The following is a 1157-nucleotide window of genomic DNA, read 5'->3' on the forward strand; positions in this document are numbered from 1 at the left end:
TTACTGACCTTGAATGCGTGATGTCGTCATGGTGGGGCGGGGATGAGTCCGGTGCCGGTGAGGCAGCCGTCGATGACGTCGCTGCGGTACTGGAGCTGTCGCAGGCCCCGTCGGACAGCAGTGATGAGGTCCTCGGGATCGGCAAAGGCTCGGTTGGCCAGGGTGGTGCGGCGCAGGATGGACCAGAGGCCTTCGACCGGGTTGAGGTCGGGAGCGTAAGAGGGCAGCTGGTAGACCGTGAGCCAGTCGCGGCCGGCGATGTAGCGGCGCATGTCGGCTGCCAGGTGGGTGTTGAGATTGTCCCAGACCAACACGATCGGGCCGCCGAGCTGCTGGTGGGCGGCCTGGAGCAGGTCGCGGTAGTCGGTCCAGGCGAAGCTCTTGCGTCCATCGGCGCGGTTGTCGGGCCGCGGCCGGTAGATCAGCCGGGAGGGGTGTCCGGGCTTGTAGCAGGCCAGGGCGGCGATGGACAGGCGCCGGCGGGATCGGCCGCGGACCCGCACGACGGGGGTTTGGCCGCGCCGGGACCAGGTGCGGCTGGTGGGCGGAGTCATCGCGAACCCGGCCTCGTCCTCGAACACCAGCCAGGCACCGAGCCCCGCCGCGGTCATTCCACGCGCGGCCAGGTGCCCTTCACCCAGCCGGCCACCGCGGCCTCGTCGCGCTCGGCGGCCCGCCGGGCGGGCACCTGGCAGGACCATCCGTGCCGCTTGAGCAGTGCGGCGACGCCCTGGACGGTGTAGCTCTTGTGGAACCGGCGCCCGATCAGCGTCCTGATCCGCGACAGCGTCCAGGTCTGGTCCGGCCAGCCGTGCGCCAGGGGTCCCTTGTCCAGCTCCCGTTCCAGCACCGCGAACAACTCATCGCTCAGCACCGGCAGCGAGGCCGGACCCTTCGACGCCAGCGCCCCCGTCCCGCCCTCGGCCCACGCTCTGTGCCAGCGCTGCACCGACCGCACCGTGACCCGCAGGTCGTGAGCAATGACGGCGACCTCGTCACCACAGGCGAACCGCTCAGCCGCCTCCTGCCGCAACCGCTCACGAAACGCCCGCCGCTCAGCGGTCAGCCCACCACCCTGCGCATACCTCATGCAGACGGCATACCGCCGCGACCATCAACTGTCAGCCCCTGAGACACCACGCTTTGAAGGTCAGTAG

1 protein-coding gene is annotated in these 1157 nt (G+C 70.1%); it reads right to left on the bottom strand.

Annotated features, from left to right (window positions below):
* Positions 1-26: 26 nt before the first annotated feature.
* A protein-coding gene (locus ACZ53K_RS42710; protein WP_468848555.1) for an IS630 family transposase occupies positions 27-1090 on the bottom strand; the annotation gives its coding sequence in 2 pieces (ribosomal slippage) (positions 27-644 and positions 647-1090; 1062 coding nt in all).
* Between the last annotated feature and the right edge of the window lie 67 nt (positions 1091-1157).

The organism is Streptomyces sp. NPDC033221, assembly GCF_055577005.1.